At 58.6% G+C, this 26,493-nt stretch carries 30 protein-coding genes and 1 pseudogene; 12 read left to right on the forward strand and 19 right to left on the reverse strand.

The window, feature by feature from the left end:
• Nucleotides 1-23: 23 nt before the first annotated feature.
• Nucleotides 24-1,586 carry a sensor domain-containing diguanylate cyclase gene (locus IFT76_RS09075; protein ID WP_192058004.1) on the reverse strand — a complete coding sequence of 521 codons (1,563 nt, stop codon included), beginning with the start codon at nucleotides 1,584-1,586 and terminating at the stop codon, nucleotides 24-26.
• Nucleotides 1,587-1,655: 69 nt separating this feature from the next.
• Complete coding sequence (gene pobA, locus IFT76_RS09080) at nucleotides 1,656-2,840, reverse strand: 4-hydroxybenzoate 3-monooxygenase (protein ID WP_192058006.1); 1,185 nt, start codon at nucleotides 2,838-2,840, stop codon at nucleotides 1,656-1,658.
• Between the two features lie 156 nt (nucleotides 2,841-2,996).
• On the opposite strand from pobA, the gene IFT76_RS09085 reads away from it, so the two are divergent.
• Nucleotides 2,997-3,866, forward strand: coding sequence for a helix-turn-helix domain-containing protein (locus IFT76_RS09085; RefSeq protein ID WP_185794381.1), 870 nt, complete (start codon nucleotides 2,997-2,999; stop codon nucleotides 3,864-3,866).
• 19 nt (nucleotides 3,867-3,885) lie between these two features.
• Here IFT76_RS09085 and IFT76_RS09090 read toward each other — a convergent pair whose 3' ends face one another.
• The 3 genes from IFT76_RS09090 to IFT76_RS09100 all read right to left on the reverse strand — a co-directional run bounded on the left by IFT76_RS09090 (nucleotide 3,886) and on the right by IFT76_RS09100 (nucleotide 6,250).
• Nucleotides 3,886-4,455: a TetR/AcrR family transcriptional regulator gene (locus IFT76_RS09090; protein WP_192058008.1), complete on the reverse strand. Its 570-nt coding sequence runs from the start codon at nucleotides 4,453-4,455 to the stop codon at nucleotides 3,886-3,888.
• A gap of 130 nt (nucleotides 4,456-4,585) precedes the next feature.
• Nucleotides 4,586-5,287 (reverse strand): glutathione S-transferase family protein, encoded by a 702-nt coding sequence (locus tag IFT76_RS09095; protein ID WP_192058010.1) that lies wholly within the window; start codon nucleotides 5,285-5,287, stop codon nucleotides 4,586-4,588.
• A 120-nt stretch (nucleotides 5,288-5,407) separates the two neighbouring features.
• Complete coding sequence (locus IFT76_RS09100) at nucleotides 5,408-6,250, reverse strand: LysR family transcriptional regulator (RefSeq protein ID WP_192058011.1); 843 nt, start codon at nucleotides 6,248-6,250, stop codon at nucleotides 5,408-5,410.
• A 94-nt stretch (nucleotides 6,251-6,344) separates the two neighbouring features.
• On the opposite strand from IFT76_RS09100, the gene IFT76_RS09105 reads away from it, so the two are divergent.
• Complete coding sequence (locus IFT76_RS09105; RefSeq protein ID WP_192058013.1) at nucleotides 6,345-6,728, forward strand: tautomerase family protein; 384 nt, start codon at nucleotides 6,345-6,347, stop codon at nucleotides 6,726-6,728.
• On the forward strand, nucleotides 6,685-8,412 hold the full coding sequence (locus tag IFT76_RS20815; protein ID WP_244647917.1) for a PQQ-dependent sugar dehydrogenase: 1,728 nt from the start codon (nucleotides 6,685-6,687) through the stop codon (nucleotides 8,410-8,412). The genes IFT76_RS09105 and IFT76_RS20815 overlap by 44 nt, the downstream gene beginning before the upstream one ends.
• 12 nt (nucleotides 8,413-8,424) lie before the next feature.
• Here IFT76_RS20815 and IFT76_RS09115 read toward each other — a convergent pair whose 3' ends face one another.
• The gene (locus IFT76_RS09115; RefSeq protein ID WP_192058015.1) at nucleotides 8,425-8,874 is read right to left on the reverse strand and encodes a hypothetical protein; all 450 of its coding nucleotides are present in this window, start codon (nucleotides 8,872-8,874) and stop codon (nucleotides 8,425-8,427) included.
• A 73-nt stretch (nucleotides 8,875-8,947) separates the two neighbouring features.
• Between IFT76_RS09115 and IFT76_RS09120 the strand changes: the two genes are divergently transcribed.
• On the forward strand, nucleotides 8,948-9,322 hold the full coding sequence (locus IFT76_RS09120; protein WP_192058017.1) for a MerR family transcriptional regulator: 375 nt from the start codon (nucleotides 8,948-8,950) through the stop codon (nucleotides 9,320-9,322).
• 496 nt (nucleotides 9,323-9,818) lie between these two features.
• Here IFT76_RS09120 and IFT76_RS09125 read toward each other — a convergent pair whose 3' ends face one another.
• From IFT76_RS09125 to IFT76_RS09140, 4 genes are read right to left on the reverse strand one after another with little or no spacing between them, the layout of a single operon-like run.
• The gene (locus IFT76_RS09125; protein ID WP_192058018.1) at nucleotides 9,819-11,027 is read right to left on the reverse strand and encodes an aminotransferase class I/II-fold pyridoxal phosphate-dependent enzyme; all 1,209 of its coding nucleotides are present in this window, start codon (nucleotides 11,025-11,027) and stop codon (nucleotides 9,819-9,821) included.
• Nucleotides 11,024-11,653 carry an RraA family protein gene (locus IFT76_RS09130; protein ID WP_137137783.1) on the reverse strand — a complete coding sequence of 210 codons (630 nt, stop codon included), beginning with the start codon at nucleotides 11,651-11,653 and terminating at the stop codon, nucleotides 11,024-11,026. The genes IFT76_RS09125 and IFT76_RS09130 overlap by 4 nt, the downstream gene beginning before the upstream one ends.
• Entirely contained in the window at nucleotides 11,650-12,315 is a 666-nt protein-coding gene (locus tag IFT76_RS09135; protein ID WP_192058020.1) for an RraA family protein, read from the reverse strand. Before IFT76_RS09135 ends, IFT76_RS09130 begins: the two co-directional genes overlap by 4 nt.
• Before the next feature lies 1 nt (nucleotide 12,316).
• Nucleotides 12,317-12,979 (reverse strand): RraA family protein, encoded by a 663-nt coding sequence (locus tag IFT76_RS09140; protein ID WP_192058021.1) that lies wholly within the window; start codon nucleotides 12,977-12,979, stop codon nucleotides 12,317-12,319.
• 108 nt (nucleotides 12,980-13,087) lie between these two features.
• On the opposite strand from IFT76_RS09140, the gene IFT76_RS09145 reads away from it, so the two are divergent.
• The 8 genes from IFT76_RS09145 (at nucleotide 13,088) to yfcF (ending at nucleotide 20,957) form a co-directional block, all read left to right on the forward strand.
• Nucleotides 13,088-13,987: a LysR substrate-binding domain-containing protein gene (locus IFT76_RS09145; protein WP_192058023.1), complete on the forward strand. Its 900-nt coding sequence runs from the start codon at nucleotides 13,088-13,090 to the stop codon at nucleotides 13,985-13,987.
• A 91-nt stretch (nucleotides 13,988-14,078) separates the two neighbouring features.
• Nucleotides 14,079-14,885 (forward strand): alpha/beta fold hydrolase, encoded by an 807-nt coding sequence (locus IFT76_RS09150; protein WP_192058025.1) that lies wholly within the window; start codon nucleotides 14,079-14,081, stop codon nucleotides 14,883-14,885.
• A 760-nt stretch (nucleotides 14,886-15,645) separates the two neighbouring features.
• Nucleotides 15,646-16,812 (forward strand): serine hydrolase domain-containing protein, encoded by a 1,167-nt coding sequence (locus IFT76_RS09155; RefSeq protein WP_192058027.1) that lies wholly within the window; start codon nucleotides 15,646-15,648, stop codon nucleotides 16,810-16,812.
• A 161-nt stretch (nucleotides 16,813-16,973) separates the two neighbouring features.
• A protein-coding gene (locus tag IFT76_RS09160) for an IS3 family transposase (RefSeq protein ID WP_126364779.1) occupies nucleotides 16,974-18,136 on the forward strand; the annotation gives its coding sequence in 2 pieces (ribosomal slippage) (nucleotides 16,974-17,226 and nucleotides 17,226-18,136; 1,164 coding nt in all).
• 438 nt (nucleotides 18,137-18,574) lie between these two features.
• A complete protein-coding gene (locus IFT76_RS09165) occupies nucleotides 18,575-18,781 on the forward strand; it encodes a hypothetical protein (protein WP_192058029.1) in 207 nt (68 codons plus the stop codon).
• 129 nt (nucleotides 18,782-18,910) lie between these two features.
• Nucleotides 18,911-19,168 (forward strand): DUF3077 domain-containing protein, encoded by a 258-nt coding sequence (locus tag IFT76_RS09170; protein WP_192053035.1) that lies wholly within the window; start codon nucleotides 18,911-18,913, stop codon nucleotides 19,166-19,168.
• Nucleotides 19,169-19,430: 262 nt separating this feature from the next.
• Entirely contained in the window at nucleotides 19,431-19,874 is a 444-nt protein-coding gene (locus IFT76_RS09175; RefSeq protein WP_122476218.1) for a hypothetical protein, read from the forward strand.
• A 456-nt stretch (nucleotides 19,875-20,330) separates the two neighbouring features.
• Nucleotides 20,331-20,957 carry a glutathione transferase gene (gene yfcF, locus IFT76_RS09180; RefSeq protein WP_192058031.1) on the forward strand — a complete coding sequence of 209 codons (627 nt, stop codon included), beginning with the start codon at nucleotides 20,331-20,333 and terminating at the stop codon, nucleotides 20,955-20,957.
• A 52-nt stretch (nucleotides 20,958-21,009) separates the two neighbouring features.
• Here yfcF and IFT76_RS09185 read toward each other — a convergent pair whose 3' ends face one another.
• The 9 genes and pseudogenes from IFT76_RS09185 to IFT76_RS09220 all read right to left on the reverse strand — a co-directional run bounded on the left by IFT76_RS09185 (nucleotide 21,010) and on the right by IFT76_RS09220 (nucleotide 26,347).
• Nucleotides 21,010-21,471, reverse strand: a complete 462-nt coding sequence (locus IFT76_RS09185) for an SRPBCC family protein (protein WP_192058032.1) — start codon at nucleotides 21,469-21,471, stop codon at nucleotides 21,010-21,012.
• An 84-nt stretch (nucleotides 21,472-21,555) separates the two neighbouring features.
• Nucleotides 21,556-21,657, reverse strand: a pseudogene (locus IFT76_RS20925) (NAD-dependent dehydratase); the annotation flags it as partial.
• 59 nt (nucleotides 21,658-21,716) lie between these two features.
• Complete coding sequence (locus tag IFT76_RS09190) at nucleotides 21,717-22,103, reverse strand: nuclear transport factor 2 family protein (protein WP_192053041.1); 387 nt, start codon at nucleotides 22,101-22,103, stop codon at nucleotides 21,717-21,719.
• 63 nt (nucleotides 22,104-22,166) lie between these two features.
• Complete coding sequence (locus IFT76_RS09195) at nucleotides 22,167-22,910, reverse strand: SDR family oxidoreductase (RefSeq protein ID WP_192058034.1); 744 nt, start codon at nucleotides 22,908-22,910, stop codon at nucleotides 22,167-22,169.
• A gap of 98 nt (nucleotides 22,911-23,008) precedes the next feature.
• Nucleotides 23,009-24,112: an alkene reductase gene (locus IFT76_RS09200; RefSeq protein WP_192058036.1), complete on the reverse strand. Its 1,104-nt coding sequence runs from the start codon at nucleotides 24,110-24,112 to the stop codon at nucleotides 23,009-23,011.
• Nucleotides 24,113-24,171: 59 nt separating this feature from the next.
• Nucleotides 24,172-24,753 (reverse strand): TetR/AcrR family transcriptional regulator, encoded by a 582-nt coding sequence (locus IFT76_RS09205; RefSeq protein WP_192058296.1) that lies wholly within the window; start codon nucleotides 24,751-24,753, stop codon nucleotides 24,172-24,174.
• Between the two features lie 282 nt (nucleotides 24,754-25,035).
• A complete protein-coding gene (locus tag IFT76_RS09210; protein WP_122476208.1) occupies nucleotides 25,036-25,488 on the reverse strand; it encodes a hypothetical protein in 453 nt (150 codons plus the stop codon).
• Between the two features lie 108 nt (nucleotides 25,489-25,596).
• A complete protein-coding gene (locus IFT76_RS09215) occupies nucleotides 25,597-25,929 on the reverse strand; it encodes a hypothetical protein (RefSeq protein ID WP_192058038.1) in 333 nt (110 codons plus the stop codon).
• A 157-nt stretch (nucleotides 25,930-26,086) separates the two neighbouring features.
• A complete protein-coding gene (locus IFT76_RS09220) occupies nucleotides 26,087-26,347 on the reverse strand; it encodes a type B 50S ribosomal protein L31 (protein WP_122713851.1) in 261 nt (86 codons plus the stop codon).
• Nucleotides 26,348-26,493 lie beyond the last annotated feature (146 nt).

The following is a 26,493-nucleotide window of genomic DNA, read 5'->3' on the forward strand; positions in this document are numbered from 1 at the left end:
CGGGATAGTCCAGGGCAGATGCCCTAAGTCACCAGGCTGCTGGCGTATGCACCGGTTGCTTGGGCACCCAGCAGCTCGTTCGCCTCGACACGGTTTCTGCCTCGGTTTTTGGCACGATACAGAAGCCTGTCCGCCTCCTTCAGGGCCGCGGTATAGGCGTCATGTTTGGGTGCATTGATTGCCACCACGCCCAAGCTGACACTAACGTTGCCCAGCGCACTGGCTGAATGCTCTATGCCGGCATTGAAAATGGACAGCCTGACCTTTTCGGCAACGCTGAGCGCGCCGGCAAGATCCGTTTCGGGCAGCAGAATCACGAATTCCTCGCCACCATAACGTGCCGCCAGATCCCCGGCTCGGTGCACCGCACTGCCTATCAGATTGGCGACTTCTATAAGGCAGTCATCGCCCCGGACATGCCCGTATTGGTCGTTGTATTGCTTGAACCAATCGATGTCCAACAGGATGATCGCCAGCGTCGAGCGATTGCGGCTGGCTCGCGCCCATTCCTTGCGCACGGCAAAGTCGAAGCAACGTCGATTGGGCAACTGCGTCAGGCTGTCGGTTTGCGCGATTATCTCCAGTTCATTCTGGGCGCTGTGCAGCTCGCTTTCCGCCGTTATCAGTTGCTGGATTTGTTTGTAGAGCAAGACACTGAGCCCTATCAAGGCAAGGCAGATCAGGGCAATCAGCCCCGCCGACCGATAGGCATACGCCCACCAGGGGGCGAATACGTGTTGGGATGAGACACCCGCAGCCGCGACGATCGGCAGACCGGTGACTCGGCGGTAGGCATAGATCCTTTCCACGCCGTCCACCAAAGACTTGGTCACGGCAATACCGCTGTCACTCTCGGGCAGATAGCGCGAGAAAATATCGCCCTTGGCAAGGTTGGTGGTCATCAGCGCGGTCAAGGTGGGGCGTCGAGCCAGCAGGTCACCGTTGTTCAGTGCCAGGAAAATAACGCCTTGGTCGTCTACATCCATTCGCTCGAAGAAGGTCTGGAAATAGGCAACGGGCACCGTGGCCAATGCCACACCGGCAAAAGTGCCGTCGGCGCCGTTGATACGTCGGCTGATCGGAATGACCATATCCCCAGTGATGCGACTTTTCACGATGGAGCCGATTCGCGTGGCGGTATCACTGTGATCGCGGTGATAGATGAAATAAGGACGATCACCGTTATCGTGGGTTTGAATCTCGGAGAACGAGTTGACTATCCAGTTGCCCTGGGCATCGAAGATGAAGAGCCCCTGGACAGCCTCGACGTTCGACACGTTCGCCGCCATCAGCTTCGCCAACCGCGCTCGCGCGTCGCTGGCAAGCCCGTCGTGCTCTACGCGCTCCACAAGATCACGCAAGGTATTGTCAGCCTGCCGCACTGTGTCTTGAGCTTGCTGTTCGGCGGCGCGAACGATATTGGAAACTGCAACTTTGGCGGCCGCCAGACGTTCTTCCCGGGACAGGCTCATTTGCCATGCGGTCGCCAGACCCAAGGATAGACAGACCAATGCAATGAAGCCTATCAGGGCTTTGCTCAGCAACGACGGCGATAGTCTGGCTGGGGTAAAGTCGCTTGGTTTCATAAAAGGCGTCATTGGCTTGGCGGCAAAGCGAGATCAATGCAGTTTCCGTACCGCACTGGAAGCTCGTATTCATTCTATGTCTTCATACGGCAACCCCACGTAGTTCTCGGCGATGGTCTGGCGACCGGCAGGGGAACCCACGAAGTAGTCGAGCTCGGTCTGCTGCATACGCTGACCGAAGGCATCGGTGTCGGGAAAACGGTGCAGCAGCGAGGTCATCCACCAGGAGAACCGTTCGGCTTTCCAGACGCGGCGCAGGCAGATGTGCGAGTACTTCTGCAGCAGGTCGGTACGCCCTTCGCGATAGACCTTGAGCAGGATGCGATACAGGGTGCTGACATCGCTGGCCGCCAGGTTCAGGCCTTTGGCTCCCGTGGGCGGGACGATGTGGGCGGCATCGCCGAGTAGAAACAAACGGCCGTATTGCATCGGCTCCACCACGAAACTGCGTAACGGCGCGATACTCTTTTCAATGGACGGGCCGGTCACCAGCCGCTCTGCGACAGGCGCGGGCAGGCGACGCTTCAGTTCATCCCAGAAGCGCTGATCGGACCAGTCTTCGACCTGTTCCTCTGCTCCCACCTGCAGGTAGTAACGGGTACGCGTTGCCGAACGCATGCTGCACAAGGCGAAGCCACGCTCATGGTTGGCGTAGATCAACTCGTGGTTGACCGGCGGTGTGTCGGCCAGAATACCCAGCCATCCGAAGGGGTAGGTGCGTTCGAAGATGCTCAAGGCCTCTGCCGGAATCGCTTGCCGCGACACGCCATGAAAGCCATCGCAGCCGGCGATGTAGTCGCAGTCCAGGCGAACCGTCTCGCCGTTGTGCTGGAAGGTCAGGTACGGGCTGTCGCTGTTCATGTCATGGGGCTGAACCTGGTCGGCCTCGTAGACCGTCAGCGCGCCGGCGGCGGCCCGGGCCTGCATCAGGTCGCGGGTGACTTCGGTCTGGCCGTAGACCATCACCGTTTTGCCGCCGGTCAGTGCGCGGAGGTCGATGCGTTCACTGCGTCCATCGAACGCCAGTTCGAACCCATCGTGCACCAGACCCTCGGCGTCCATACGCGCGCTGACCGAGGCTTCGCGCAGCAGGTCGACGGTGCCTTGCTCGAGCACACCGGCACGAATCCGCGAGAGGATGTAGTCGGGGTCCTTGCGTTCGACGATGACGTTGTCGATACCCGCACGATGCAACAGTTGGCCGAGCAGAAGGCCGGACGGACCGGCACCGATGATAGCGACTTGAGTTTTCATGTGAGCAGCCTTGTGAGGTGCGACTGCGGGCGTGACCCCTTGCAGTGCATTTTTATTGTTGTCCCCTGTATTTTTGATGAGCAGACTTGAGATAAGAAGGCAATATCCGGCATATTTCATGGACTTTCGGCGGATCGTTGCAGTGGGGAAGACACAATGTCGAAATCGCTCGCCGCGCCCGTTCCGGTGTTCAAGCTGTACGGCGAAACCGGGGCCTGGCCGACGCCAGACCTGATCCATTGCGAGTCGATTCCCGAGCGGAGCAAGCTGCATGGCTGGGAAATAAAACCCCATCGGCACAGCGATCTGGTGCAACTGTTGTACGTGCAGGCAGGGCAGGCCACGTTGAAGGTCGAGGACGAGGTCAATCTCGTCGATTCTCCTTCGCTGCAGGTCGTTCCAGCGCTGAGCGTGCACACCTTCAAGTTTTCCGCCGACACCCAGGGCCACGTGCTCAGCCTGGCGCTGCCCTTGGCCCATCAGCTCGGCGCCTTGCTCGGCAGCCCGGTGCTGACCACGGCTGTGTGTTATCCGGTCGGTGCCGAGCGCGCATATCTGGACACGCTGTTTTCAGCCCTTGCCCAGGAGTACAACCAACAGCAATCGGGCCGCGATGCAATGCTGCAATCCTTGATCACGATCCTGTCGATCTGGCTCAGTCGGCGCAAACAGGCACTGTCCTCGTCGGACACCTTGCAAGTCGATCGTGGGCGCGACTATCTGCAGGTCTTCATCAAGACACTGGAACTGCGGTTTCGTGAACACCTGCCTATCGACCACTATGCCGCGACGCTCGGCATCGGCAATGCCCATCTCAACGCGCTGTGTCGGCGCCTCGCGGGGCAGTCTGCATTGCAGATGATCAATCAGCGATTGCTGCTGGAGGCCAAGCGCGATCTGGTCTACACCAGCATGACCATCGCCGAAGTGTCCGACAACCTCGGGTTCTCCGACCCGGCCTACTTCTCGCGCTTCTTCAAACGCTGTACGGGGCAGTCACCGAAACAGTTTCGCGTGCAGCGGTAATGGAAGTGGGCCCTGAAGGCTACTGACGGGGGGGCAGGGGCCCGTAAGCCCGATAGGCCTCGATCAGCGTATCGAACAGCGAGATGTCCGAGCGGCTTCTGGCAACCAGTTGAGCGCCGGCCACTGCCGAAAAGATAGCCCGCGCACGTACCTCGCTTGCAGCCGGTTCGCACACGTGCGCCTCGACCAGCAGCCGGCTCAACCAGGCAATGTTCACCTGCGCGAAAGCCTGGATTTCCTCGGCCATGGCCGGGGGAAGGTTATCGGTTTCAGCGCCCACGAAGCTGCCCAGGCAAAGCCGGTTGTCAGCCTCTAGCGAGCGCCGAAAGATCTCGGGGAAGCGCTGCAGCGCTTCGACAGGGTTGGGGGTCTGCTCGGAAATGGTTTCCAGCGCAGCCGCACCGTCTTCCCAATAGCGCCGGGCAACGGCAACGCCGAGGTCGGCCTTGCTCGGAAAGTGGTAGTAGATACTGGCCGGCTTGATCCCGACTTCATTGGCCAGGTCACGAAAATTCAGCCCGTTGTAGCCTTGTGACTGGGCGATGTTTCGGGCAGCCAGGAGTATGGCCTCGCGGGCGTTGCTGCTCATTGGGGTGCCTTTCGTACGTAGGACGAGTTCTCGGGGAAGCGCGGCATCTTAAAGCAAAAGGGCTCGGCATGACGCGTACCGAGGCCGCCAGGGGATGGCGGCCTCGGCCATTGCTACCCGTTGCGAACAATCACGCGGTAGGCGAATCCAGCTCTGGTATGCCGCTGCTGCGGTCAGCGTAGGCCGCCTGGAAGGCTGGCCCTTGCTGCCAGCGCTGCCAGTAGCTGTCCAGATGCTCGAAACGCTCGTCCAGCGGGGTGGCGTTGACCGGGAACTTGGAGAAGGCGATGGCGGTTGCCAAAGTGATGTCGGCAAACGTCGGCTCGGCACCGCCGAGCAGCCATTCACGGCCGTCAGCCAGATGACGATTGACCAGGGCGGCATGCATCACCGCCTCCTTGCGACAGTGCTCACCCCACGCTTCGTTCTTGGTCAGTTCGAGCTTGAAGCCCAGGCCGGTGTGTAGCACGTGGAACGCGGTGACGATGCGATAGAGGATATGCACCCAGATGCGGTTGTCCCACATGGTGTCCAGGCCCTGTTCCAGCGCGCTTTCGCCCATGATCTTGCGGCCCGGATAGGACTGGTCGAGGTAACGCGCGATGGCCGCCGTTTCCGCCAGGTAGCTGCCATCGGCCAACTGCAAGGTCGGCGTTTCACCCCACGGGTTTATGTTCAGATGGCGCCAACCGCGCTGCTGCCCACCCGGCGCCATGTCGTAGATGACTTCATCGAACTGATCGGCAATGCCCTTTTCGTGCATGAACAACCGCAGGCGCTGCGGGTTGGGGAAAGCCGAGGGAGACGTGAAGAGCTGCAGTTTGGCGGTCATGGGTGGGTCCTGTTGGAGAGAGGTCTACCTAACACTTGTTAGGTAGAAAGACCATAGACGCCTCTTGAGAGCGCGTCAATAGGCTACCTAACGTTTGTTAGGTACAACGATTCGCTTTTTTTACGAGTGATGCGCCACGGCTTCAAGGTGCTCTCGCATTCTGCTGACGGCCAGGCGGTTACCTGCATCGTCCCGACGTCGCTCAACGATGGAATAGGCGATCTCCGGCAGGGGCGGCAGCGCTGTGCCCGCCATCGCCGGTCGGCAGAAGCCCGCTTCGGTACGGCAGGTAATCCCCAGTCCTGCTTCGACCGCCGCACGTACGCCATCGAGACTCGGCGTGGTCAGCACCATGCGCCACGGACGCCCGGCGGCGTCCAGCACCCGCTGCGCGGCCAGCAGAAACGGGCAGGGCAGGGTGATGCCCACCAGCGGTACCACGTCACTGAGCAGCAGATCCGGGTGGCCGAACCACTTCATGGGAAGCCGGGTGACCACGCTGCCGCCAAACGGCTCACCCGCACACAAGGCGGCGTCGATGCGGTCCTCGCCTATGGCCTGCAGCAGTTCTGCCGTGCTGGCCACGACAATTGAAAAAGCAGCATCGGGGGTCGCGGCGAGGACGTCCGCAAGCGTGGGGCGCAATACCCCTGCCACGAAATCCTGCACGACACCGAGTCGAACCGGCGCCGCGGTGTCCGGCGCAAGCTCCGCACGTGCGGCGTCTATGCGACCCAGGATCGAGCGCGCATGGCCCAGCAAAAGCCCCCCGGCAGTGTTGAGCCGCAAGCCCCGGCCATCCCTGTCGAACAGCGGCTGGCGCACGATGCCTTCAAGACGGGCGATCTGCAGGCTGAGCGCCGACTCACTGCGCGCAATGCGCGTGGCCGCCGCGGCCAGCGAGCCACCATCGACCACCGCCACGAAGGTGCGAAGCAACGGGGAGGGAATGTCCGCAATCATGAGGAAAACTCAAACCTGGGGTGTGGAAAGTCTTGAGTATAGTTTCGTTTTTCTCAAATAGACTTCGATCTCCATCACCGCCAGGAGAACGAAAATGCCTTTTGCCAGACTTACGCTGTCGCACGAGCCGTCTCTCGACCATGGCCGCCAGCTGTGCACCGAAATGACTGACCTGATCGCCAACGCCCTGGGCAAACGCCGGGACCTTACCTCGGTGCTGATTGAAGTGCCGGGGGCACATCGCTGGACCGTCGGCGCTGATGAACAGCCGGCGGCGGCGCATCTCGAGGTCAGCGTGACCGCCGGGACGAACTCGGAAGAGAAAAAAACTGCGTTTATCGCAAGTGCCATGTCGTTGCTCCGACGGGCCCTGCCGGACCTTCACCCGGCGACCTACATCGTTGTAAAGGAGCATCCGGCAACCGATTGGGGGTATGACGGGCGGACTCAGGCCGATCGGGCGAAGGGCCGCGGGTAGGCTGGTTTTTGAGTGCTGGCGTGCAGTGTTTGCGGTTAATCTCCAAGCATTGAAAGCCAGGCAGAGAACGCATCGAATGAAGGCCGCGATCCACTACATAAGGGCATTGCTCGTCGCCGCGCTGGCGACGGGTGCCATTGCCAGCGTCGTGCAGACTCAGCTCAACCTCGCCGAACTGATTCGCCTCGGCGCGCCGGTGACCTTGTCGGTTCGACTCTGGACCACGCTCGAAGACCTTGCGCGGTTTGCTCCAGTCATGGCCGGCATAGCCTTTTTGGCGCTGTCTTTCGCGGTGTTGGCAGGCCATTGGGTGCTGCGTTTCACCCCAGCTTCCTGGCGCAGGCTCGTTTTCATCACGGCCAGCGTATGTGGGCTGGGTTTCGTCTTCTGGCTGATGCGCTCGGTGATTCCGATGCCCGCATTGCCGGGCACCCGCACGGCGGTTGGCCATGTGCTGATGTCGCTGACGGGGATCGTTGGCGGGTGGCTTTATGCGCGTCTGAGCGCGCCTTCGGTCATGACTGCTCGTTCGTCGAGCCGAGGAGGGGAGTGGCGTCAGGCGGGTGTGGTGGCGGTTCTCATCGCTGCGCCCGCCATGTTGTTCTTCGCCATGGCCCCTGGCACCGGCGATACGCCAGCGAGGGTAGATTCCGCCAGCTACAAGGTCCAGACCGTCGCGACGGGCCTGAACCGCCCATGGTCGGTGGCGTTTCTTCCAGACGGCCGCGTCCTGGTCACAGAGATGCAAGGGCGGCTCCTCGCCATCGCTGCCGATGGCGCGTCTGCGCAGATCAAGCTCGACGGGCTGCCGCCCATCTTTCAGCAGGGCGGTACCGCGGGATTGATGGAGGTCGCGCTGGATCCGCAGTTCGAACACAACGGTTGGCTTTACCTGACCATGGCCTATGGAGAAACCGGTGCAAACGGCACGCGCCTTGTGCGTGCCACGTTGGCGAATGATCGGCTCGACGACGTACGCGTGCTGTTCAGCTCCACGCTCAAGCCTCGCGCCGGCAACAACGGCGGGCGCATTGCCTTTCTTCGCGACCAGACCCTGGTGCTTGCGCTGGGCGACGGCAGCGAGCGGCGAGAAGAAGCGCAGAATCCTGCGAACGATCTGGGCACCCTGGTCAGAATCGACCGCGAGGGCCGCCCGCCGGCGGATAACCCTTTCATCGGCCAAGCTGGCGTCGCCCCGGAAATCTACAGCCTTGGCCACCGCAATGTGCAGGGCATCGCCGTCGATCCCACCACAGGCGATTTGCTGATCACCGAGCATGGCGCGCGCGGCGGCGACGAGGTCAACCGCATCGTGCCGGGCGCCAACTACGGCTGGCCCATCGTCACGGGCGGTATCGACTACCCGTTTGCGAAAATAACGCCATTCACCCGTTTGCCTGGCTACCAGAACGCACTCCTGGAGTGGACACCGTCGATTGCACCCGCTGGCTTGGCCATTTACGACGGTCCGCTGTTTCCCCAATGGCAAGGCGACTTGCTGGTCCCGGCACTCAAGGAGCGTGCCGTGCGCCGCGTTGTGCGTAACGGCCAGCAGATCGTCGGTCAGCAACTGCTGCTGGGCGAACTGGACGAGCGCATGCGCGACGTCAAAGGAGCTCCCGATGGGTCGATCTACGTGCTGACCGATGGGGTCGATGCGAAGCTCTTGCGGGTGACGCCATAGCGAGACTTTCGTCTACCGCGCACCAAGACCAGAACCCTCAGGGCTTGCCTGCGTTTGAACCGCTCGTGGATTGTGTGTCGGCAGCAGTTGCGCAATGGCAAAGGCCACTTCGAAAACCGTGAAGCCCAGAATCAGAAAACTGGCGCCGTGAGCTACTGCAAACAGCTGCCAGGCAGCGAACAGCACTCTCGCCAGTGTGTCATACAAACCAACGCTGCGGCTGGGTTGCACCAGCCGCCATATCGACCAGACCACCACGATGCTGCCCAGCAAATTGGCGAATAGCATCGCGGTAATGTCCAGCGTGGGGACCGTTCGGTCCAATGCCAGCGCAGCGGACAGCGCTGCGAATCCTTCAAAAACCAGCAATGCCGTCCAAGGCGTCATGAAGCCCGCAGTGACCACAAGATCGTAGACAGCACTGGCCCGAACGATCTGTAGATTTCTATTTACGCTGATCATATTCACCCCTCACAGTTGGAGCCCGCAGGCTAAAGCCTGGAGTTAGGTCCAGAGTCAAACGGAGAATTGACGGGTGAAGATCGGAGAAGTGGCAGCGAAGGCAGGCGTGTCAGTCGATACCCTGAGGTTCTATGAAGAGAAAGGCTTGATCAAGCCGGGTCGTGCTGCCAACGGCTATCGGTTTTATGCCGAGCAGACGCTGCAACTGGTTGGGTATATCAAGCTGGCGCAGCACTTGGGATTTTCGTTGAAGGAGATCGGCGAAAATCTGCCGTTGCTATGGACCAGCCAGGAAGCTTCCACCGATCTGCTGGCTCAGTTATTTGCAGAGAAAATTGCTTTGTTGGACGAGCGCATCGGACAAATGCATGCTCTGCGCAACCTATTGGCCGAGCGAGCCGTGCAGGTCTGTCCGCTGATGGGGGCGGGTCGGATTGCTGCGTTCTGAATGATGTTTTGCTGGTGCCGGGGTTCAAGGAGGGTGGCGTGGGGCGGGTTGTGCGTGATGGTCAGTAGGTCGTCGATCAGCAACATCCAGATCCCCTGTCGGGCGTTTGGTGGAGCGTCTCTGGAATGCGTTCGATAACAGCCGTCGGTCCCGCTTTCAGAGCTTCGAAGATGTCGATCCAGTTGATAGCCTTATCCGCATGGGGTAGGTGTTTGCTTCGAGAGTGCTGTTCTTACGGCGTGCGGCAGATGTTTGAGGTGAGAGATCTCTGAGGGTATCAGCTGTCGTTTGGAGCAAGGCTGCGAATGGTGTAAATCACTGGCGGTCGATGACTCCGTGCGGAAAGGGCTGCTTTCGGCCAATAGCAGACGTTCGCGGGTGACTGTTAACGCCATCCATAGCTGACAGTGGCTAATAGCGAGCGCAATTCGATTTGCTGTTGGCAGCCATGGCCGACGCTACCGATCCCGAACGACGGCCATAGCGTGAGGTGCCTCTACCTTGCGTCATTGCAGAAGCGGTGAATTGCCCCGCAAGCCGCACGCAGCGACTCATCATCCAGAGCGTAGGCAATACGAAGGTAGCCTGGAAGTCCAAACGCACTACCTTGTACGACGGCCACGTTGGCCTCTTCAAGTAGTGCCAAAGCGACCGCTTCGTCGTCAACTAGATCACTGCCGCCCGGCGAGCGCTTCCCGATCAGGCCGGAACAATCGGCAAAGGCGTAGAAGGCCCCGCCTGGAACTTCGCAACTGATGCCCTGCGCCTGGTTGAGTAGCTCGACCATGAAATTTCGACGCCGCTGGAACACTTCACGGCTGTGGGCGATGAAGTCTTTCGGACCGTCCAGAGCAGCGACTGCCGCATGCTGCGAGATGGAACAGGCGCCCGAGGTCTGCTGGCCCTGCAACTTTTCCATCGCTTCGAGCAACCAGCGAGGCCCAGTGGCAAACCCGATCCGCCAGCCAGTCATGGCGTAGGCCTTCGATACGCCGTTCATGGTCAGCGTTCGTGCAGCCAGTCGAGGCTCAACTTGGGCGAGCGTGAGGAAATCACGCCCGTCGAAGATCAGGTGCTCGTAGATGTCGTCCGCCAAAATCAGCACTTGCGGATGATCGAGCAACACTTCAGCCAGGGCTTTCAGCTCGGCTCGATCGTACACAGCGCCCGTGGGGTTGGAAGGCGAATTCAAGATCAGCCAACGAGTCTTCGGCCCGATAGCTCCAGCCAGCGCCTGCGGTGTGAGCTTGAAGCTCGACTCGGCGCCACAGGCAACGATCCGCGACTCGCCGCCGCACAACTCAACCATTTCTGGGTAGCTGACCCAATACGGCGCAGGGATTACTACCTCATCGCCTTCGTTGAGGGTCGCGGCCAAGGCATTGAAAATGACCTGCTTGCCACCACTGCAGACCAGGGTGTCTTGCCAGCTCACGTCGAGGCAGTTCTCGCGCTGGTACTTACGGGCGATGGCTTCACGCAGCGCGCGAAGACCGGCCACCTGGGTGTAGCGGGTGTGGCCATTATTGATCGCACTGATGGCTGCGGTACGGATGTGCTCCGGAGTATCGAAGTCAGGCTCACCGGCACAGAGTGAGATGATCTTCGCCCCTTCGGCACGACGCGCAGCGACGCGGTCGATGATTTTGTAAGTCGCCGAAGGCTTGGCAGCCTCCAGCCGACGGTTCAGCGTTTCCAGGCTCACGCGTGCTCCTCCGGGAGGGAAAGGCCCATCAGGTCCATGGTGGTCTTGCCTTCACGCAGTTTGGCCATGAACACAGCCTCTTTATCGGCGCGCTTCTGGCCTTCGCGCAATGTGCGCTCAACCGCTTCGGCGGGGATGATGATCACACCATCCTCATCCGCGACCACTAAGTCGCCGGCGCTGACCTGCGCACCACTGAAGTCGAACGGTTTGCCTACGGATGGCGTGGTCGCCTTGACGGTACCTTTAACGGAGATACCCCGAGCAAAAACCGGGAAGCCGTGCGCTTCAAGCGCGGCGATGTCGCGCACGCCGCCATTGATTACCAAGCCAACAATACCAGCGGTTTCAGCCGCCACGGTGAGTACCTCCCCCCAGTAGCCGGCAACGAAATCAGCGGTGTCACAAACCAGGACGCTACCGCGTGGCGCGTTCGCCACGGCTATGTGCAGGCCCAGGTTGTCACCTGGCGAGCACTGCAGCGGGTACGCCGGTGCAGCAATGAAAGCGCCTTTCCAGACAGCGCGAATCTCGCGGTCCACGGCGCACGGCAACCCAGAGGCCTCGTACAGGGTGGAGCTGCCGAGGACCTTAGCAATGTTCTGATAATCGTGTGGAAGGCTCATGGCTGTTTGCTCTGCAGGGAGTGGTAACCGAGGGCGTCGCGGGCTTCCTTAAGGCTCTTGCCAGTGGCGATTTGTTCGCGGATTTGCGCTTCAACGTGTTCGATGCGCCGTGCCGTTTCGGCGACTTCCTGGGCACGACCGCGCGGGACGACGACGACGCCATTGGCGTCAGCGACAACGATGTCGCGGGCACAGACCCGCGCTTGGCCAACGGACACCGGCTGGTTCACGGTCACGACTTCAACGCGGTCTTTGCCGGTACGCATGAAGCGACCTTTGCTGAACAATGGATACCCTTCGCCCAGTGCTTTATTCACATCGCGACAGACACCGTCTATGACCGTGCCGGCGATACCGCGGGCCAAGGCGTACTGGGTCATGATGTCGCCCCACACCGTGCAATCGGTACGGCCTTCGTTGGCAATGACCACAACGTCACCTGGTGCTACGTCATCGATGAAGTCACCGACAGTGCCGGGCGGAGTGCTCGCACTCACGTACTGAACGGTGAAGGCTGGGCCGACCACAACCTGGCTGTAGTTGGCCAGTGGTGCGACACCAAAGGCTTGGCCTGGAAGGCCTAGCTTGTCCATCGCGTCGGAAACCCCTGGCGTATCCAGGCCTTCGAACAAGGCAACGAGGTCTTTATCGGAAAGGCTCATATCAGTGCTCTACCTTGATAGCTTCGAATTGGGTGTCGTGCATGACTTCCTCGACCGAGCGGCCTGCACGTACGGCGTCCACCATGCCGGCCTGGCGGCGATCGATACGCTCGGCCAAATCAAGGACCTTCTCGATCGCATTGGCCGGGACAAACACGGTTCCGCATTCATCGGCGATCACGTAGTCGCCTTCCTCTACCTCGACGCCCGCCATGCGAACTTTGACGGCTGCGTTGATCTGGATGAGCCGGTTACGGGCGCTGATCATGGTCACGCCGCGACCGAAGACTGGGTAGCCAATGTCCGCGCTGCCGCGGATGTCACGGCTGAAACCATCGATGATCGAGCCCCGAATACCTTTGCGCTGGGCGGCGTTTGCCAGGATGTCGCCCCAGCTGGAGATACCATCGACGCCGCCCGCGATTACCAGCACGCGGTCATCGGTGGTGATCTGCTCCACTACTGGGGTGATCAGGTGAACGGTGGGCGCCACATCCTGCTTGGGCCCCAACTGAACAGTGCTGGCTCGGCCAACAATCTTCGGGCAGTTCCAAAGCGGCATCAGGCCGTTAGTGGCGCCAGGGAGCTGGAGGAAGTCCAGCGCGTCCGACACCGTGTTGGTGTCGAGTGCGGCCAGGCGCTCAAGCGGGGCTTTTGAGCTCATCGGTTGCAGACCTCTTACTAGGTGAGGCTTGAGTATCTGCGCCGAGATTTGATACGTATATTACGAAGAAGCTAAGCTTGTCATATCCCAAACCTATGGAAGAGCGCCGTGATCAACTTTCGTTTGATACGCCATCTGTGGCTGTTCCTGGCTGTAGCTGAGGACCAAAACTTCAGTCGCGCAGCTAAACGGCTGGGCATGTCACAGCCGCCATTGACCGAGCAAATACAGGCGCTTGAGCAATCCTTACGGGTTCAACTGTTCACTCGGTCGCGCCGAGGCGCACAACTGACCGCTGCGGGAGCCGCCATCCTCCCCGCCGTACGAAAATTTGCTGATCAGTTGGAACGATTGGAGCTGGCGGTGCATGAGGCCGTGGCCGGCCAAGCTGGCGTAGTGACCATTGGGGCGATTACTTCGGCAATGATCGATGTACTGCCCCCGCTGATCGAGCGGTTCAAGCAGGACCATCCACTGATTACGGTATCGGTTCGGGAGATCGATAGCGCGGAGGCTATCCCCGCTCTTGAGGCCGGCGATATCGACATCGCCTTCGCGCGCCTTGAGGGCAACCTCGGTCGGCACTTGCAATCTCTACCGTTGTCCGAGGATCGACTGGCAGTAGCGCTCCCTAACGATCACCCCTTGTCCGCGAGTGACTCCATATCTCTCAAGTCCCTCGCCGATGAAACCTTGGTGATGGCTTCACGCGATGTGAGTCCTGTTTATTTCGACTATCTGGTTGGACAGTGCAAAGCCAGCGGCTTCGCCCCGCGGATCGTGCATCAAGTTCGCTCGGTCTCGTCACAAGTTGCCTTTGTCAGCTGCGGCCAAGGCATTGCCCTGGTTCCCACCTCGATGGGCAAGCTCGCGCCAAAAAACGTACTCATTCGGCCTCTGTTCCCGGAGGTGAAAGTGGTGACTACTGCCATGGCATGGCACAGCGAGCATAAGAATCCGCTCGTGGATGCCATGATCGACCAAGCAAAGCAGACCATGCTGTCATAGGCTAGGCATATAACAGGGTTCGTGACTTAGTATTTTACAAATCATCTGGCGAGTTCAACATAGAGGATGTCTGCAATAGGAGCTCCGCCCCGTGTCCCACCCAGCTCGCTTCACCCACGAGAAAATTCCGCTGAACATCGACGGTGTGCAGCTCAACCTGTCGGTGATTCACCGCCGTGGGCCTAAGGCGCCCATCCTGTTCCTTCACGGTTTCGGCTCTACCAAGGAGGACTACGCCGATATCACGCTGCAGCCTGCTTTCGATGGACATCCCTTCATTGCCTACGATGCTCCAGGCTGCGGTGAGACCGAATGCAGCGACCTCTTGCGTATCAACATTCCATTCCTGGTGAAAACGGCACAGGCCGTACTCAAGCATTTTGAGACCAACACTTTCCACTTGGTAGGTCACTCCATGGGAGGTTTGACCGGCCTGATGTTGGCTCATGGAGATCCTGCGCGCGTGCTGAGCTTCGTCGACATCGAGGGCAACATCGCTCCTGAGGACTGTTTCCTCAGCCGCCAAATCCACGATCATCGCTGTGATGATGTACGATTTTTCCGCGACTTTATTGAACGCACTCGATTGGCATCGGACCCTGCGAGCGCGCTGTATGCCGCAAGCCTGGCGCACAAAGTGCGTGCCGGCGCGGTGCGCGGCATTTTCGAATCAATGGTGGATTTGTCCGACAATGGTCAGTTGATGGATAAATTTCTAGGCCTGCCATTCCCGCGCCAATACATGTATGGCGTGACCAATTCCCACCTGTCCTACCTCAAGGACATTGCAGCACAAGGCGTGCACCTAGCGTGCATTCCTGATTGCGGCCATTTCCCGATGTACTCGAACCCTGTGCTCATGTGGCGGCGGATCAAAGCCCTACAAGACTTCGCCTAAGCAGATTTAACCATTTACACGCGGTTATGTCGGCCGCATGAAGCTCCGCACTACTCGGTAAAAATAACAATTAGGTTGCGCCATGCTTGAAGCCAATAGCGGTCATCGAGTGCCTACAAGACCAGTGGCGATTCACACCTGCTTTGATCCGCTTTTGTTCGCTGTAATTTCGACACGTCAAAAAAACAGTCTTGATGCCGATCAGTAGCGTCTAGCCATTACGATGCCTTGGCAGGTTTGGTACGTGTGGCCTTTGATGTCGCTTTTTTACCTAGCCTAGTCGCGTTTGCCATTTTCGCGTCTATGCAAATCAAGGGATTACCGCATGAAAATGGACGTTATCAGACATCTCAAGGTGTGTTATGCGACAGCAATGTCGCCTAATTAATAGTTAGGCGGCAAAGGCACAGGAGGCATGTTACGGGCATAGAAGCTATTCATAGTTGTGCTGTTAAACAACGTGCACGCTCGAACTCATTCGCTGCTTACCAGGCCTCAAGTCCGATCATCAACGCCGTATCGGGGCGAACAGACCGCATGAGTGCGTTCCCAGCAAAAACCAATATGTTGCTTGCAGGGCCCTCGCGGGTTGGCCACAGTGCGGTATTTATTACCTGCGTCCGGCTCGAAGTCCTCTGCCTAACAGGTGGTTCAAGTCACTCGCTTCGCTCGTTCGGGATCGCGTTCCGCGGCCCCTTAACCAAACGTTAGGCGATGACATCGGCCCGCCAAAGCAGCAATTAAAGAAGGCTAAACCTCAATGAACCTCGACCTCTCACCTCCCTCGGTTGGTTTGAATAAGGATGCGCTCGCCCGGCTTGGTGCCTCTATTCAGGCCGACATCGACAGCGGAAGGCACTTTGGCGCTTCAATCCTCGTCGCTCGCCACGGTCAGGTGGCCTACCAGGCGACCTTCGGAACGGTTGCTCCGGGTCGGGCTCCATCAGGTGACGATCGATACCTGCTCATGTCGATGTCAAAGGCCTATACCGCGACGCTCGTCCTCAAAGCGATTGATGAAGGCCGTTTCGGCCTTGATACACGCATCGCGGACCTCGTTCCCGGCTTCGGCGCACTGGGCAAGCAGCGGGCAACCGTGCGGCAATTGCTGGCGCACACCGCGGGGCTGCCGTTCGGTCTCGTTCCGCCTCCGCTTGGCCTGGACAAGGTCGGAAACCTCGCGGTCAAGACAGCCGCGATGTGCGCATTGCCTGCGGCCTACAGTCCCGGCACCAAATGCATCTACACATCGGGCTTGGGCTACGATCTGTTGGGCCAGATCCTGGTCAATACCGATTCGAAAAAGCGCGGTTTCAATCGCATTGCCCAAGAAGATTTGTTCACGCCGTTGGGCATGGCGGACAGCAGCTTCGCGTGCTCGATCGACGATCCTCGACGGGTTCCGGTGTCGTTTACTGAAGCGAATGTGGGACCCACCACACCGATGCTTCTGCGCCTTTTAAATGAGTTCCTTGACGCGGACGCAGAGATGCCGAGCGGGAATGCGTTTTCCACGATCAAAGATGTCTTCCGGTTCACCGAAGTTTTCCGCGGGCGTGGGACAGCGCACGGCCAGCGTGTTCTCTCACCCGCGCTCTTCGACTACGCTCGGCAGGATCATGCGCCCGGCTTGATCAACGATGCGACCGCCTTCGAGGTCGAAGAGCGGGGCCTCAACGATTTCGCGGCGCACTTTACCTTGCTCGGTGGTTATATCCGCGGGAGTGGGCACATCCTGAACGCGACCGGGCACACCGCATCGCCTCAAAGCATTGCGGCGGTCGGCGGTGCCTCGACGGCATGGATGATCGACCCTGAGCGGGATCTAACCGTCATCTTCCTATCTGCCGGCTTTATTGAGGGCCTGCGCCATATCGAGCGTGTGCAACGTATCAACGACCTGGCCTTGGCCGCGGTCGAGGCCTAGCAATCTGCGGCGGAGCAATCCGAGGACTGCCTAACAATTCGTTCAAGCCGAGCCCGCTTCGCGGCTCGACTTAACTCAGGCGTTATGCACACGAATATGTAGTGGTCTAATGAAACCGGACACCCATTTAGGCGAGAATGCTCGCCACAGAGAGGTGTCTGATGACCAAGCAACGTCGTACCTTTACCCCTGAGTTCAAGCGCGAGGCGGCGTGCCTGGTGCTCGACCAAGGCTACACCCATACCGAAGCAGCCCGTTCGCTTGGGCTGGTTGAGTCGGCCTTGCGTCGTTGGGTGAACCAGCTCCAGCAAGAACGTGGCGGTGTTACTCCAACCAGCAAAGCCCTGACGCCTGAGCAGCAAAAAATCCAGGAACTCGAAGCTCGTATCAATCGGCTCGAACGGGAAAAATCGATCTTAAAAAAGGCCACCGCGCTCTTGATGGCCGAGGAACACGAGCGTTCGCGTTAATCGATCAACTTCGGGCTCAAGAGCCGATTGATCTGTTGTGCTCGGTATTTGAAGTAACCCGATCTTGCTACTACGCCTACTGCCGGAAACGTCGGTATCCGGATGCCGAACGGGTGGTTTTGCGCAGCCGTGTGAACGAGCTGTTTACGCAAAGCCGAAGCGCTGCGGGCAGCCGGAGCATCATGCTGATGATGAAAGAGGACGGTATGCGAATCGGGCGATTCAAGGTACGCAAGTTGATGCGCGAGATGAACTTGATCAGCAAACAGCCGGGTTCCCATGCCTATAAAAAGGCGACCGTGGAGCGGCCTGATATCCCGAACGTGCTTGATCGAGGGTTCAGCGTGGCGTCCCCCGACAAGGTTTGGTGCGGTGACATCACGTACGTTTGGGCCGAAGGTCGGTGGCACTATCTAGCGGCGGTAATCGATCTTTATGCGCGCCGGGTTGTGGGCTGGGCGTTCTCAGCCAAGCCCGACGCCGACCTGGTGATCAAAGCGCTGGACATGGCCTATGAGCAGCGTGGCCGGCCTCAAAATGTGCTGTTTCACAGTGATCAAGGCAGTCAATACGGCAGCCGGAGTTTCCGCCAGAGACTGTGGCGATACCGCTTCACGCAGAGCATGAGTCGTCGCGGCAACTGCCATGATAATGCGCCGATGGAACGACTATTTCGCAGCCTAAAAAGTGAATGGATACCGACGGTGGGCTACATGAGCGCTGCGCTAGCGCAACAGGATATCGGCCGGTTCCTGATGGAGCGATACAACTGGCGGCGACCGCATCAGTTCAACGAAGGGCTAGCGCCTGCGGTCGCTGAGGAAAAACTCAATTCAGTGTCCGGGATCAGTTGACCACTACAAATATGCCCCATCGACAAGCGCGATTAAAGGGCATGCGACGTCTCCCCATCCTCAGTAGCACTTGTATTTAGAGTCGATCTATCTGTCCGCTTCTGGCCGAAAGCGGTCGTTCAACCATCGGCTGGGACCAGCAACGCCTTCCCCCCCAACCTTGCCTTCCCCCACCACCTCCGCCAACCTCTCGCCCGTCGCTGCCAATTCAGCGACCGGGTTTCGCAGCTCGAACAATTCGTCAGGCGCGCAGCGCCTCCATATCCATTGTCGGCGTTTTTTTTCGCCTACAGTGTCGATCTATGGCGGCTGTGCGTGGGGCACCTTCGGGTGCGCCGGGTGCCTGACGGTCCGGTCTGCGAACCCGCGTACAGCTGCCACCCTTTTCCGTTTCGCAGCGGAAGGTGGCGGTTCAATCGAGCCGTCAGGAGTTGCATCATGGTCAAGCCGACCCCCGATCCACCCGTTGTCGATCTTCCTTCCGATCACCCGTTGTTTCATTTCCCGACAGACTTTGCTGAAACCGATGGTCGTGTGCTGGCCGAGCGTTTCCAGCGTCAGCGTGCGTTGATGGAGCAGGCACGGAGAAATGCGCAGTGCGAGAGTCAGCCGCCGCGGCGCTTTTGGCAGTTCTGGCGGACATAGACCGCGGCGCGGCATTCGCGGGCAGAGCCCGCTCCCACAGGTGCCTGCCAATGGGCAGGGCCCGCTCCCATAGGTGACTGCCCATGGGTAGGCCTGTTGGCGTGTTCATCGTAGATAAGGAGATTGGCCATGATCGAAATCACGGAAACCAACGTCTTGCCGTTCGGCCGCCATGGCTCGGACCAGCAGCCGATATTCAGTGTTAACTCCGGTGTTGCCTTGGAAGATGCCTTGACGCAATTGTCCCATCTGCTGACGTGCGCCCATGCTTCGGCATCTGAAATGTGCGATGCCCGGGTGGTGGATCCAGGACTGGTTGGCGCCACGGTGCATTGCATCGAGGGGGCGAAGGCATTGGTAGATGCGTTGTTGATTCGCGGTGAGTGACTTGGAAGGAGATTGGCGCGATTCATTCTGTTGATCGCGCCAAACACAAGTTTCGCAACACAGCCAAAGCAGCCACACGGCATGCCAACCGCAGGGATATTCTGGCATCAAGTGATGGCTCATCTCGGTATGTTGGAAAGGTCTACCTGGAGGCGGAATGCAATCTGTCTCAGCAACGATACAATGCCCGCTTCACAGGGCGCTTGGACTGCTACTGAACATGCAATGGAATCATCTGGTCATCAACGGTGTTACCAAGAGTATGGCGCATTTGCAGCCGTTCGAGATGACCTTCGAGGTGGCTGGTAACCAGCTGACCGTCCGTTTCGAATTCGGCTTTCATTGCTTCACGGACGATAAAGGCAACGGTGAGCCGCTGCGGCACAAGCATGAACATAGATATTTCTGCCCTTCGCGGTACCACTGCAGCACCCAGCTGCGTGACTACATAGAGCGCCGCTTCTATACCGGAATGGTAGTGCCGCATAACAGCAAGAACAGTGGCCAGAGGTACTTTTGTCTGGATCTACATGATTACGCGATTTTCTTTTCCATCACCAAGCCCGCCGAAACGACGAATCTACTGCGAATGCACGTCATCAGCGCTTATGAGGTTGATACCTGGGGTCGCCACTCGCTGCCCAAAGGGAAAGCATTCAACACGCGTTACGTACTGGAGATGCGCAATAAAGGAAAGTCGGTGTGACAGGAAGCAAAAAGCCCCTGTGCTTACGCACAGGGGCTTTTTGCGTGTCTCAATATCGGCCTGTTCTTTCGGCTTGCGCCTTATCCCGCACACTGGCTGGGAGAGCTTTCGCTCCGAAATCAACACCCCTTCAAGCGAAGGTTCCGGTCTGTGCTGACGAGGCTATGATATCAAACAAGCTGTCACTTGTGCCAACCTTTAAACGCCTGGTCTGGAATCGCGTAGCCACTGGGACGCTTGATTCGTACCTCGAGACTGCCATGGTCCGCACCGAGCCGGTACTCGCCTGAGCCGATAAACGCGTGGTCTGGGTACTATCGACCCAGACCCTAGCCTATCCAGACCAACACCCCAACACCGCCCATTCCTACCAAGAATACCCCCATGAAAATCATTGATTTCCCTCTCTCTGCTTAATCTCGTAGCGTGGAGTCTTCTGCATAAGGAGATCAGTCCATGAGCCGTTTGCACTTGTACGTCGATTCGCAGTTCACCAGCCCCTATGCCCTGTCGGTGTTTGTTGCACTGCGCGAGAAAGGCATCGATTTTGCGATGAGCGCAGTCGACCTGCAGAAACTTGAACACCAGGCAGATGCCTACGCTGTTCTCTCGCAAACCCAGAGGGTCCCAACCTTGGTGGATGGAGATTTTGCCTTGTCGGAATCTTCAGCAATCACGGAGTATCTCGAAAGCGTTTACCCCGAAGTGCCGATTTATCCGAAAGACGTTCGGCTACTGGCGAAGGCGCGGCAGGTTCAGGCCTGGATTCGCAGCGATCTGCTGCCCATCAGGCAGGAGCGCTCCACTGCTGGGGTGTTCTATGGTCAGCAATATGGCCCTTTGTCGCCGACGGCTCGTGAGTCAGCGGACAAGTTGTTCTATACGGCGCAAGCGCTGCTCAAAGACGGCGCAGAAAATCTTTTCGGCCAATGGTCGATAGTGGATGTCGATCTGGCGCTCATGCTCAACCGGCTGATACTCAATGGCGATGCTGTGCCTTCAGCGTTGGTGGAGTATGCGCAACGTCAATGGCAGCGCCCCAGCGTGCAGGCCTGGGTCGCCCTCGAGCGCCCGCCGCTTTAGATCGCAGGCTGGCCGGTGATGGGGCATCAGTAGTCCTTCAAACCGGCTGGCTTCAGTGCCCGTCTTTACACGGCGGTGACTGAGCGAGGTACAGCACCAGGCTGTCATGGCCATCCACGACCAGCCGGGTGATCAGCGCTTCAAAGTGGGCAGTCATTTCTGCATCGCGGACGTCGAAGCTCGCACGCCATTCAATGACACACTGAAGCTCTCCACTGACCTTGATCACCCTGACGTCTGCTCGATAGTTGTCGAGCGGTAGAGGTGATTCTTCGAATTTGTATGTTAAGCGCATCTGGGGGTTATCCAGTACCAGAAGGCGTTCGCGAAGAACGCCTCCGTCTGCCAGATCAAGCCGTCTGACTGAGCCAATCGTGCTTTCTGATTGCCCATCTTCGAGGCTGCTTTCATTGATTGCCGGGTGCCATTGGGCTATTTCCCCAAAGTTTCTTAGCACTTTCCAGGCGTGTTCTGCAGTGGTTGCGATAACGGCGCTGTATTCAACTGTTGCCATACATCAAACTCCAAAAGCCTTCAAAGCCATATCTTTAAAAATTATCGTTGGCTGAGCGTGCTTGCAGCCAAATCAATCGACGCGCTGCCGATGCAGTGGGGCTACGTCGTGACCGTTGCTGACAAGAAGACTGACAAGGCGTTTGCCGACTTTACCGGCGGCGCCAATGACAAAAACTCTGGACATGGGTTGCTCCTGTTGTGGGGAAGTGCCGGTGCGGCTTGCACCGGCACAGGCCTGCGCAGTCAGCCTTCGAATTGGTGGTAAACCTTGGCAATGACTTTCCAGGCACCATCGATTTTGATCAACGTCAGGTAGTCGTTGTAGTCAGCGCCGATCGCGTCTTTTTCCATATCGACGCGTACGACAGCGGTGGTCGGAGTGATAGCCAGCACGTCCAGACGAGTGCTGATGTCTGGCGCCGTGCCGTTGGTTTCGACGAACGTATACAGGTTGCTGATCGGCCCGCCCAACAGTTGACCGTTGGTGAAGCCGTACATCACGGCGTCTTTATGAAACGCTTCCGCGATGATGGCAACGCTGCCTGCACGCAAGCCTTCGACATAGTTGCTGGCGGTTTCGATGACGGCGTTGTAATCGCTGGTTGGCACGGCTTTGATGTTGTTGCTCATAGGGTGTTTCTCCTGAAGTTGGATTCGACGGATCACTGGGTTACATCGACGTGCATAATCCGATCACCAGTCCTGACGCGTCGGCGAAATGATCAGATCGTTCACAGTTACGTTGGCTGGTTGATTGAGTGCGTAGATCACCGCGCGACTGATGTCCTCGGGCGCGATAGCGATTTCATTCAGCGCCTTGGCGGCTTTGCGGCCTTCGGGATCGGTCACTTTGTCGGCCCAGCCGGTATTGATCACGCCTGGACTTACGGTGTTGACGCGGATGCCGTGGTGCACACCCAACTCCTTGCGCATGGATTCAGTCATAGCCTGAACGAAGAATTTGGTAGCGCTGTAGACACCGGCGGCTGGGCCGACCTGATGCCCTGCCACTGAGTCCATGTTCAAGATCTGGCCGGACTTCTGCTGAATCATGAATGGGAGAACGGCCGCGATGGCGTTCAGGTAGCCCTTGATATTCACATCGATCATGGCGTTCCAGTCGCGGGTGGCGAGGTCGACCCAGTTGGAAAACAGCATCAGGCCTGCGTTGTTCACCAAGATATCCACTGAGCCGTAGGTGTCCTTGGCGAACTGGGCCATCGCCAGTGTTTGCTCTGGGCAGGTAACGTCCGTTACGTAGCTCACCGCTTCATAACCGGCGGCACGTAGCTCGCTGACCAGAACGACGAGGCCCGCTTCTTCGTGGGCCGCGGCGATGACGTTGGCGCCATGGGCCGCCAGCGCTCTAGCCGTGGCGGCTCCAATGCCAGAAGAGGCGCCAGTGACGATGGCGGTTTTCTTGTCCAGGTAATTCATGTCGTGTTCCTTTGTGGCGGTGTTCCCGCGTAGGTGGCGCGTACTAACCGTTGGGGAGTGCCAGATGAACCGGGCAGGGGAGTAGGTAAGTGCTGGTCTTAGTAATTACCCAATGGCCAGTCGGTGTAGCCTTCGGCGCCACCGCCGTAGTACGACTCACGAGGCGCGATGGTCAGCTCGGCACCGTGGCGCAGGCGCGCGACGAGGTCTGGGTTGGAAATGAACAGGCGGCCGAATGCCACAGCGTCGATCTTGCCCGCTGCACGCCGCTCGACCGCCATCTCCAGGTCGTAGTTGTTGTTGCCAATGAACCGACCATTGAACTGGGCACTCAATGCGTCCATGTCGACACCTTCCGGCACTTCTCGGGAGGTGGCTGTGGCCCCTTCGACAAAATGCAGGTAGGCCAGATCCAGCGCGTTGAGCTGTTGGATAAGGTAGCCGTGAAGGCCCATGACGTTGCTGTCCGGTGGCGTGTTTCCCGCATCCGGTGTCACCGGTGACAGGCGAATGCCTACGCGGTCATTGCCCCAGACATCGACGATTGCTCGGGTCACTTCAAGGGTCAGACGCGCGCGATTCTCGATGGACCCGCCGTACTGGTCTGTACGCTGGTTGGTGGAATCGCGGAGGAATTGGTCCAGCAGGTAGCTGTTGGCCGAATGCACTTCTACACCGTCGAAACCCGCGCGCTTGGCATTCTTGGCCGCGTGTTGGTACTGCTCGATGATGCCGGGAATCTCGTCGGTTTCGAGCGCTCGCGGCATGGACACAGGCACAAACCCATCGGCTGTGTAGGTATTACCCTCTGCCTGGATAGCGGAAGGTGCTACCGGCGCCTCGCCATTGGGTTGCAGGTCGACGCTTGAAAAGCGCCCTACATGCCAGAGCTGACTGACAATCTTGCCACCTGCAGCGTGCACCGCATCGGTGACCTTTTTCCATCCCGCTACCTGCTCCTCGCTCCAGATGCCAGGGGTCGCCGCGTAGCCGCGGCCTTGAGCCGAGATGTTGGTCGCCTCAGCCACGATCAATCCAGCGGTGGCCCGCTGAGCGTAATAAGTGGCGTGCAACTCAGTGGGGATACCTGCTTCGCCGTAACGACTACGGGTGACGGGCGCCATGACAATGCGGTTAGCCAGTTCGATGGCACCCATGCGTACGGGAGAAAACAGGTCAGTGGTATTGCTGATGTCGTTCATGTTCTAAGCCTTAGTAGTGGACCGGTCGTCTACTGAATTGGGTAAATAAAAAGCGCGTACTAGTGCAGCAAGCGCTTGGTCATGATCAGAGCTTTTGAAAAGGACTCTGTGGATCTGTTCACCTTGACCAGCAGGGAGGCGCCCAACCATAGCTGGTAGAGTGATTCAGCAAAGGCTGCAGGGTCACCTTCTGGATGAATGCTGCCGTCGGCTACGCCCATGTCCACGCATGCTGTGATGCGCTGAATGATCTTCGCCGTACCGACTTCGAGCACAGCGCGCATGTCTTCAGACAAATCGCAGACCTCTGCGCCTAACTTGACCACCAGGCATTTGCCCTCGGGCAGGTCAGTGCCTTGGGTTTGAGTCCAGTAGTTGAAATAGGCCAGCAAGCGTTCGGCGCCGCTTCCAGGCTTTGCCATGAGCGCGTCCACGCGGCCCAGGTACTCGGAGAAATATTCTTCCAGCAAAGCCTGGCCGAATTCTTCCTTCGACTTGAAGTAGTAATAGAACGACCCTTTGGGCACACCCGCCGTGCTCAGCACTTCGGCCAAGCCAACGGCCGTATAGCCTTTGTTGGTCATCAGCGAACGAGCCACATCGATGATGTGCTGCCGCATGTCTTGAGCTGGTTTCTTCATGATGGGCAGCATGGTAAACACATACCGACCGGTCGTCTACAAAATTTTTCTGTGCAGTGGTATCGCCGGGCTTGCGCGCAGGTAATCCGCAATGGCCTTTGCCGCGACATCAAGTGTGGGGTTTTACACCAGGCTAAAAACACCCACTTCGTCAGTCTCCATGTCATACGCAATCAACGCTTCATGCTCTGCACCAGCACTGCAGAGGCTTTCGCCTCGACTGTTCCAGATCGAAGAACCACCCGCCGCTACGAAGTCGTCGGCGGTGCCGACGTCCGATTTTCATTCAGTCAGGCGGCGATACTGCTGAACAACGAACGTCGCTACTACGATGAGGCAGGCAATCCAGGCGCAAACTACCTGCCAGTGTCCTATGGCCGTTACGTCGCCCATGAAGAAACCAGCGGAGACGAGAAAAAGCAGCAGTGAAAGGCCCGCCAGCAGCATTCGCGGAATGGCCATTGCGAGGCGCCACCAGACGCCCGGAGCGAACCGTCGGGCGACCCAGCGATTGAGTGCTGTCATTCCTGCAAGGACCATGGCGAAAATCGTCAGCAGCAGCGGTATCAGAATAAGCGCCATGGCAGGCTCAGCTTCACCACCATCTTCGCCTGGCGTGTAATGGGCTGCGTGCCACATATCTGCGCAGAGAGCCGAAAGCGCGAAAATCACCACGATGGGAGCAATGGGGAATATCAACGTGCTCACCAGCGCATGGTTGTCCTGATCCTTCATCTCGCATCTCCTAATCGAGGATATTGGCCATCGAAGCATCTCCGATGCCTCATCACCCGATACTGTAAGGATCAATTCCGAGCAGAGGGGCCAGCAGCCTGCCGCTACTCAACCGCTGCAAAAAAGCCGCAGTTTTCCGGACACCCAGGAGATCATCATTGCAGGGATGGAAAGGAGAGCGACATAGATGACCCCCACAGCCAGCAAGGGCGAAACGCCGGCAGACACTACGACCACCGGGAGTTGGGCAAACATGACTATCGCGCCTGCTATCAGGCTCAGGCGTAGAAAAATTGCCCCCAGAATGGCTGACAGCACCAGCGCCGCTGGATAGACAGTGGTCCAGTAACCCGCTGCGTCCCACGGCTCCGCAGTGCCTGAGAGCCATGACACAGTGGTCCAGAAGATGATGCACACAATGCTGATCAGAATCACGCTCACGGCTCGGGATCCATACCTGAAATGTGTGCACAGTCTAACTGCATACCGTCGCGATAGAGGGCTTGGCACGACGGTCTGTGACGTGCAGCCGAGTGGACGTGTCGCCAGGACCAAAGCCAGCGGGGCGCACTGGCTTCACGACACAGGTTATGAGGGGTCACTTGTTGTTCGACGCGAAACCGGCAAAACGCTTGTTGAACCCGGCAATACGGCCTTCCGCCTGTGTCTTGCGGACCTGGCCGGTGTAGACAGGGTGTGAAGCACTCGAGACATCGAGGGCGACATACGGGTACACGTTGCCATCCGTATGGGTCTGGGTTCGATCCGTTTCCACTGTCGAACCGATCAGGAAATAGACGTCCGCAGCCGTATCGTGGAACAGGACGGTGCGGTAGTCAGGGTGGATTCCGGGTTTCATAGTCATTGCCTCAGGTGAGTAGTAATATGTTATACCGTAACATATTGGCAGCTGATTTTTCCAGTACTCACTTGCTGATCTCTTTTAGGGTCGCACCAGCGGCGTGCTTATTACGCAGCAGCAATGAGTGCGCCGGCTTAGCATCG

The organism is Pseudomonas sp. CFBP 13727 (assembly GCF_014841915.1).
GTDB lineage: Bacteria > Pseudomonadota > Gammaproteobacteria > Pseudomonadales > Pseudomonadaceae > Aquipseudomonas > Aquipseudomonas baltica.